The organism is Candidatus Buchananbacteria bacterium CG10_big_fil_rev_8_21_14_0_10_42_9 (assembly GCA_002773845.1).
In the GTDB taxonomy this organism is placed as follows: domain Bacteria; phylum Patescibacteriota; class Patescibacteriia; order Buchananbacterales; family 21-14-0-10-42-9; genus 21-14-0-10-42-9.
This window is the reverse complement of record PEZZ01000025.1, coordinates 1-8206: the sequence shown is the minus strand read 5'-3', so window position 1 is coordinate 8206 and position 8206 is coordinate 1. Positions and strand designations below refer to the sequence as shown.

The following is an 8206-nucleotide window of genomic DNA, read 5'->3' as shown; positions in this document are numbered from 1 at the left end:
AACGAAAGCCGACACGCCGCCAAATAAAATGGCGTCACTGGCCGAATCATAACTTCCAAACCCACGACCGTCTAATTGGACCGTATCACCAACCTGCCCGCTGGCTGGCGTAATACCGCACAAACCAACAGACGAGGCAATATCATCAACGATAAAAGGTGTAACATTAGAATAATTGCCAACGCTATCAATTACGCGCACTACATAATAATCGTTAGTCGGATCACTATCCGTTAAATCGTTTTGGGGTACACCGCTCGGGACAGCGGCAATAATTTCGTTAGCAGACCAACCAGCGCTACAGGGTAAATCAGCGTTCCATGTCTGCGTTCCATCCAGAGAACTAAATTGAACTAAACCGCTGGCAGTGCCGTATTGACTGCCGGATAAAGTGATAAATTGGCCCACTCCGCCGGCTGGCGTACCGTCAACTAAATGGCTAGAGCCGATGGTGTCAGTGTGCGGGGAGGCCACGTTATAGGTGTATGATTCAGAAACTTGAAGCGGTAAAAAGATCTTAACATCACCGCTAATAGCACCGTTAGAAATGCCTTCCCCTGCCGGCAAGCTATTCAAAGTGATTTGATTAGAAGTCCAATTGCCTAGGTCAATACAAGCCGCGTTTGGCAAATTGTTAACGTCAAAACAATTATTAGCAGTATATACTGTGTTGTTAAAAATTAATTCTCCGGCAATAGTAAAATCATTGCCAGCAACCGTAATTGGACCACCGTCATAATATCCCGGGTCAGGTGAGATGCTGGTAATTTCAGGCGTACATTCCGCGTCATCGCTAGTTGTATAAGTCCAGGAGAAATCGTCCGTGGTTGAGCCATCAGAAGCCGTATTGGCATTACCGTCTAAGTGATTGCGGCAAGCATCTTGCAAACCAGTACTATCATCATTAATATCCCCCGCGATTAATGTTGGTTGGTATTCCGTAAAATCTAAATAATTTTCACTTGGCCCGGCGCTCAAAGTATTGAACGGCACGCCCCCGGAGCTTGATACAACATGTGAAAAAGTACCAGAGTAAGGCGTACCAAAGGCCGCTTCGGATACGCTTAAATTATTTTGATCATATAGCGTTGACGCGCGCATAGTTTCAGAAAAAATTGCTTGAACCGGAGCAAGGGTGCACACATTAGTGCCCTGTGGCGCGAAAGACAACACGGTTGGGGGGGTCGGGTCGCCAACAGTACCAATAGTGAAGCTCCTTTGGCGAGTCGGTAACGCTAGCGGCAATTGTTCACCGCCTTGGCCAGAAAATCCGTTAAATGTGACCTGATAAGTTGCCCCCGGCTCAAATTCAGCATCTGGAATCCACTCAAGCAATGGGCTGCCTGGAGGGTTATTAGCTAAACTTCCGGTTGGGAATTGAGTTGCACAGGCTCCCCCGCCCTGAGCTTGCAGGCACTCGACTGTAATATCAGATTGATCAACCGTTGACGGATTAACATTAGCTGAAAAACGGGCTTGAACTAATTCACAAATTGGAGCCCCGTCAGTTGGCGAAAAACTAACTAGCGTCAAACTATTAGTACAGCCGCCAGGGATAGGGCTAAACGAACCCCATAAACCGGTAGTGGGATCGCCGTCACCGTCAGTATCTTCGCAAAAACGGATATTACAACCCGCCCCATCAGTTTGCGAACTCGGTATGGTGCATTGAGATCCGGCCGGAGGCCCAAACACTCCAGATAAAATTGAATTAAAGACAAAGGTTACTATCGCGTAAGAGGTCAAAATTATTACGAGCCCAATAATCCCGTTACGCAAAATATCTTTCGCCCGCTGAATTTTATTCTCCTCCCCCCCGGCGGTCATCCAAACAAACCCCCCGTATAAAACAATTAAAATAGCTAGCACGCCTAAAAATGCCAACGCCACTTGAACAATAGTTAAAATAGTTTGGCGAATATCAGTCGTACCAAGCCCAAGGGCGGTGGCATAATTAAGGCCGGTATCTACCGCCAAAGCAGGGGCAATAACTAAAGTTAGAGCCGTAAACACAAAAACGCTGATAATTTTGACGCGAGATTTTTTAACGGCTCTTCTCATGATCATAATTAGGTGTTAGCGCAAACTGACGCTTGCCAGCCTGCCTCATCCAGCGGTTGGCCGTTACAGCAATAAGGCGCGCCCGAACAGGTGCCGCCACTACTATCCGGGCCGGTTGAGGGCAAGAAACAATTTTGATAAATATCTTGAAGCCCTGAACCCACTTCCACTCCGTACGAAGTTGAAGCTTCAAAAATTGAGTGGTCAATTAAAAACGAGGTAATATCCGGATAACCGTCAAGGGGCGGTGTAACATCTGAGGCTTGGCTTTTAAGCCAATACCCAAGACCGCCAGTCGATTGGCTTTGTAAACTAATATAGCGGCGATTATGACACCCGTCCGAGGAAGCCGAACACTCATTATCTTGGGCGCAATAATCATTAGCGTTATTCGGGTCAACGCATAACCCCAACGGAGAACAAATCTGATTGCCCAAACAATCTGCATCAGACACACAGCCGCAATAGCCATCCCGATATCCCGAACCTGGTTTAATTGTGCTTTCACGCATTAACTTGTCAAAATCTCCTGCGGGCACAGCGTTTAAAGCCACATCCAGCTGCTGAATACCAGGTCCGCTACCCAAAGAAGTTAAAATTGGCGGTGTCAGATCAATTTCGTCTCTAATCCAAAAACTCCAAACCACACTATCACCATCATGCGGCGGCGCTGGGTCTGGTTGCGGCGCCGGAGAAGTGGGATTTAAGTTGTAGTAATCGTCAATGTTTGTGGCTGGAAAAACTTGTTCGGCTAATTGATCACGATCACCGTCTAAAGAATTATTGGCCGCATCAATCACGCCATCAGCCGGAAAACTAGCCAACGGGTGATTATTGCCATCACCATCTTGGCACACCGCATTTGGCGGCGTGCCAGTACAAAAAGTATACGGGGAATCAGTGCAATCAATGCTGGTATTGCAACGATTTAATGTGGCCGCCCGGGTAGTTACCCGATACTGTGTGGCGCCTTGCCCGGCTACTGTCGGCAGACAAAATATTGGATCACCGCACGAATTGGAAATCGGATTACCAGACCCGTCCTCACAGGCATTAGCCGGTATAAACTCAACTGTGCGATACTGATTACTCGTAATAAATTGACCTTCGGCAGTGGTCCAAGTCCCGCCATTATTATATTGCACCTGTAAATTATCAAAACCATTGGCGACTAAACCCTCCACCACTGTCGGATCTAAGGCTTCGTCAAAACGTAACTGAACAATGGCATTTTTAGGTTGGTCAGGTACGTGATTGGTAGTTAATACTGCGGAGGTGTCGTCTTGGCCACCACTCATGGGCACTAACGTCACCCAACGTCCGACGCCGCTGGCGCCTAAATTTATGTTGTTGCCGGAACTTCCCACAACTGCCGCCGTTAAGTTAATTTGGGAACCAGACGGTGTTGCCAAAACATCAGGGTTAAAAGTAGTGCCACTTATAGCTGTTGCAATGCGGTTAGCTACGCTGATAGTTGTATCGGTTGGGAAAATTTGAATTTGATTGCCTTGAGGAACTGTGGGGACAAAGCGGAAAGTAATATTAGATATAGTTAAGGCATCGGCAAACTTTTCAGCTGTCGCACTTAAGGTAAAAAGGTCAGCATCATTAAACCCCCCCAGCGGCCGCTGCAACGACAAGCCGCCACCCAGCGGCAAAACAACTGATCCGTCACCGGCAATGTAATTTAACACTCCGTTATTAACTGGGTTATCTTGCCAGGTGATAGTGACTTGGCCTGAAGCCGGATTACCAAAATCAGCCGTAACTAAACTTTCGTCATTTAGGCCGTTATAGGTGCCGATGATGTCCGGTTGAGTTGGGGTAAAGCTAATAAATTCTGCCGTTGGGTTAGAGTCAACTTGCGGGATATCAGTTACAATTATTGCCCCTTGGGCCGCTTGAGCTAAAACAGTGCCGTATTGATCGGCTAAATTATCGGGCTGGGGAAATTGAGTGACTAACTCAGGCGGATGTAAATCTAAAAAGTTTGAAACTTGAAAATTCCACCCGAACCCAACGCCATTTGGCCAACCGTTAGTGCCATCAAGCAATTGCACGCCATTATTACCACCCATTAAATCAACGCTATACCATACGGCTTCTAAATTATTTCCTAAATTTTCAACCGGGTTAAAGACGAAGGTTAAATTATCAATTGTTGCCACCTGCACGTTGGCAATGGCCGTTGACGGATCCTCACCAAATACATAAATTTTAACTGCATCTGTGTTAACTGTGCCGGTACCGGTGATAATTGAGTTGGGGTCAACCTCTTCTTTGAAAGTCACAATGATGTTAGTGTTGCGGGGAATTTCGGTAGCACCCGGCGCTGGGTAAACTGCTTCGATTAAGCCGCCACCAATAGCGCTACAGTTGCGGCAAATATCAGTTGGCGTGATAACTCCGCCGGGCGGTGCCCCGGTCGGCGCCTGGAGCCCGCCAATAACACTTTGCAAAATAAAAGTTACAATCCCAAATGAGGTTAAAATAATTACCAGCCCAATCAGTCCGTTCCTTAAATAATCTTTGGCTTGTTGAATTCGACTCTCGTCACCGCCGGAAGTCATCCACAAAAATCCGGCATAAAGCACAATCAGCACAGCAAGCGTGCCTAAAAATCCAAGTGCCACCTGGACAATCCTCAAAATAGTTTCACGAATATCGGTTGTCCCAAGCCCCAGGGCGGTGGCGTAATTTAAACCGGTGTCAACTTGAAGCGCCAATGCCAAATTCGGTGCCACAAAAAAAACAACCAGACCGGTTGCTAAAAAAATCCAACTAAAAGTTTTTTTGAAAACTTGTTTATTTTTTTGTTTTCGTTGAACTTGCATGGGGTTCAATTTTAAACTCCGGCATTAACCGGATAGGCGGGCTTTGACCAAACGGTTCACCAACGAACCGTCAGCTTTGCCGGCAACTTGTTTCATTACCTCGCCCATTACCTGACCCATTTGTTGCGGTGAATCAGCGCCCAATCGTTCCACCACCTGATTCACTAATTTTTCAATCTCGGCTTCTGGCATCTGCTCCGGTAAAAAAGCCTCAAGCAATGCCAGTTCCTGTTTTTCTTTATTGGCTAAATCTTGACGGCCGCCTTGAGCGTAAGTTTCCAACGCCTCTTGGCGCTTTTTAACCTCGCTTTTAACCGCCCTGACTACCATGTCCTCGGCCAGCTTACCCTTATTATCCTTAGCCAATTGCTGCAAAACAACTAATAACCCGCGATAGGTATTAGCCGTCACTTGGTCTTTGGCTTTTAGAGCCTCGCTGACTTTGGATTGTAATTGTTCAATTGTGATCATTAATTACGATCGACCACGTGAATAAGTATCTTCCTTGAGCTTGCCAGTCTTGATCAAGTATTCGCGTTTTTCTGACAGTTCTTTTCGCTTCAAAGCCAATTCCTTGGATGCCGTTCGGTTAAGTGGCCGCTTGTGAAACTGAATTTTTTTCTTTTGAATCAAACGTCCGCTTTGTTGAACTTGGCGATTAAATCTACGGATCAAGCCCTCAAAACTTTCGCCGCTTTTTCGCTTCGTTTCTACCACTAAAGTTCACCTTCCTTTCAAGTAATTAATAGTAATGCGATTTATGTCAAAATCGTATATAAAATAACACGAAAGTAACGATTAGTCAAATATAAACGCAGGCTATTTTGAATTTAGCTTACGTTTAAGTTCCTCTGTAATTTTATCAAAGTTAACCACTTCCTGCGCGCCTCCTTCCATATCTCGAATCAAAATAGTGCCATCCACCACTTCTTTTTGACCCAATATCAAAACATACTTCACGCCCAACTTATTTGCCGCTTCCAATTGGGCTTTTAATTTGTCTTTACTGAAAGTTTCTACGGCGCGGATGCCCTGTTTTTGAAATTGCTGAAATAGTCTCATCGCTTTTATTTTAGCTTGGTGGCCAATTTGAGCGATAAAAACTTGAGGTTTCTTTGGTTTACCAATTTTAACTTCCAAATTGCGCATTTCTCGAATCACCCGATCAACGCCAACTGAAAACCCGCAAGCCGCTGTTGGTTGTCCGCCCAAAGCTTCGACTAACCCATCGTAACGGCCACCCCCGCCCAAAGCACTTTGGCTGCCACCTTCCTCAACTTGAGGCCAAATTTCAAATAAAGTCCGGTTGTAATAATCCAACCCCCTGACAAGATGTGGGTTTAAGTTATAAGGAATCTCAAGCTCATCTAAATACTCAACTACTTTCATAAAATGCTCTTTGCTCGCATCGCCTAGCCAATCTAAAATTTGCGGTGCGTCTTGGCGTAATGGTTGGCATGTTAGCTCTTTGCAATCTAGCAAACGTAATGGATTTTTAGTAATTCGCTTTTTACAATCTTCGCATAGCTGCCGGCGCTTAGATCGATAATACGTTGTCAGCTCTTTAGTATACTCTTCTCGCTCCTCGGGGTCTCCGATACTGTTTAACTGAATCGCCACGTTTGATAATTTAAGCTCTTGAAATATTTGGTAGGCAATACTAATCATGCGGGCATCGACTACCGGCTCTTCTTGGCCAAGTGACTCAAAGCCGAATTGGTAAAATTGCCGATAACGCCCGGCTTGTGGCTTTTCGCGCCGAAACATTGGCCCCCAATAGTACAATTTGACTGGCTGAGGCCAAGTCATCATGCCATGTTCAATATAAGCGCGAGCAATTGAAGCGGTGGCTTCTGGGCGCAAAACCACAGACTCATCATGATCTTCAAAGGTAAACATCTCTTTTTGGACTATATCTGACTGCTTGCCTACGCCGCGGATAAAAAGTGAAGCCGACTCTACAATTGGCAAACCAATTTCTTTGTAAGTATAAGTGTCAACGAAACTTTCAACCACATTTCGCACATATCGCCAATAGGGCTGCGCCTCTGGCAAAATATCTTTAAAACCTTTGAGCAAGTGCTGACGCTTAGCACTATTAGGTTTTTTTATCGGCTTATCTTCGGTTTTTTTTGTCGTTGATTTTTTTGGCATAACTTAATTTACAAATTGTAAATCACATCTCCTCCAACAAAACCTAAACGATCCACCGGCCAACCACGAACCAAAGCGCTACCAATTATCAAATCTTGATCAACTGGCCCAAATATCCTTGAATCTAAACTGTGCTCACGATTGTCGCCAAGTAAAAAATAATGTAGCGCGGGCACCGTCCACTCTTTGTTGTTGTTGGCCAGAGTTTTAGTGCCTGGCTCAAGATAATCTTCCTCTAAAACAATGCCTTGCGGGTTGCTGTTATTTTTAATCACAATTCGGCCGTTATTAATCGCTACGGTTTCGCCAGGCAATCCGACGATGCGTTTAATGAAAAATTCTTTTTTATTATTTGGGTTGCGAAAAACTACCACATCACCGCGTTCTGGATCATTAAAGCGGTAGGTAATCTCATTGATAATTAAATACTCATTATCGTGAAAGTTCGGCTCCATCGAAGCGCCCTTGACATAAAAGGGCTGAATCAAAAAATAGCGCACCGGGATAATAATCGCTAACGATATCACTACCACCTTGACTATCTCCCAAATAAAAATCAACGCTTCTTTGAAAAGCGTCGGGTCGTTAGAATTTGACGACTGATTAGAATTAGGCGAGTTACTAAACATGTAAAAATAAGCTATCAAGCCCATTTTATCATATATTTTTAGAAAAATCAACCTTGATGGTCGCATAACTTTAAATCATATTGACAGCTTAAACTTTTTTGCTAGAATACTATTTTTATTCTATAATAACGGCAAATTTATGGCAGAAGAACAACGTGACTTTTTAGAAGAGAGAATTGAAGAAACCTACGATAAAGACATCTTCGCCAAGCCCAGAAAAAAACGGTTTTTTGTGGGTAAATTTTTTGTTTACGGAATTATTGCTCTATTGCTTTGGCTGGGAGTCGCCGTCATTAATGCCGTCAAATCCGGCATTACTTTATCAGAAAGCCTAGGCCAAGCTAACATTTTAACTCAAATTAAACACTTAGTTACTAGCGAGGATCGAAAATTAGTCGGCGAAGAAACTGATCGAATAAATATTTTACTTTTAGGGATGGGTGGCTTTGGCCACGATGGCCCGCTGCTAACAGACACGGTGATGATCGCCTCATTTAAGCCATCCACTAAACAAGTCGGCATGATTTC

7 protein-coding genes are annotated in these 8206 nt (G+C 44.7%); 1 reads left to right on the top strand and 6 read right to left on the bottom strand.

The window, feature by feature from the left end:
- The 6 genes from COT81_03340 to lepB form a co-directional block, all read right to left on the bottom strand.
- A partial coding sequence (locus tag COT81_03340) for a hypothetical protein (protein PIS05027.1) occupies window positions 1-2067 on the bottom strand: 2067 nt, incomplete at its 3' end.
- Window positions 2068-2069: 2 nt separating this feature from the next.
- Window positions 2070-4895 carry a hypothetical protein gene (locus COT81_03335; protein PIS05026.1) on the bottom strand — a complete coding sequence of 942 codons (2826 nt, stop codon included), beginning with the start codon at window positions 4893-4895 and terminating at the stop codon, window positions 2070-2072.
- Window positions 4896-4919: 24 nt separating this feature from the next.
- A complete protein-coding gene (locus COT81_03330) occupies window positions 4920-5366 on the bottom strand; it encodes a glutamyl-tRNA amidotransferase (GenBank protein PIS05025.1) in 447 nt (148 codons plus the stop codon).
- A 3-nt stretch (window positions 5367-5369) separates the two neighbouring features.
- Window positions 5370-5612, bottom strand: a complete 243-nt coding sequence (gene rpsU / locus COT81_03325) for a 30S ribosomal protein S21 (protein PIS05024.1) — start codon at window positions 5610-5612, stop codon at window positions 5370-5372.
- Between the two features lie 102 nt (window positions 5613-5714).
- Window positions 5715-7049, bottom strand: a complete 1335-nt coding sequence (locus COT81_03320; protein ID PIS05023.1) for a histidine--tRNA ligase — start codon at window positions 7047-7049, stop codon at window positions 5715-5717.
- Between the two features lie 8 nt (window positions 7050-7057).
- Window positions 7058-7678, bottom strand: coding sequence for a signal peptidase I (lepB, locus tag COT81_03315; GenBank protein ID PIS05028.1), 621 nt, complete (start codon window positions 7676-7678; stop codon window positions 7058-7060).
- A gap of 139 nt (window positions 7679-7817) precedes the next feature.
- Here lepB and COT81_03310 point away from each other — a divergent pair.
- The coding region (locus COT81_03310) for a hypothetical protein (GenBank protein ID PIS05022.1) at window positions 7818-8206 on the top strand (389 nt) is incomplete at its 3' end.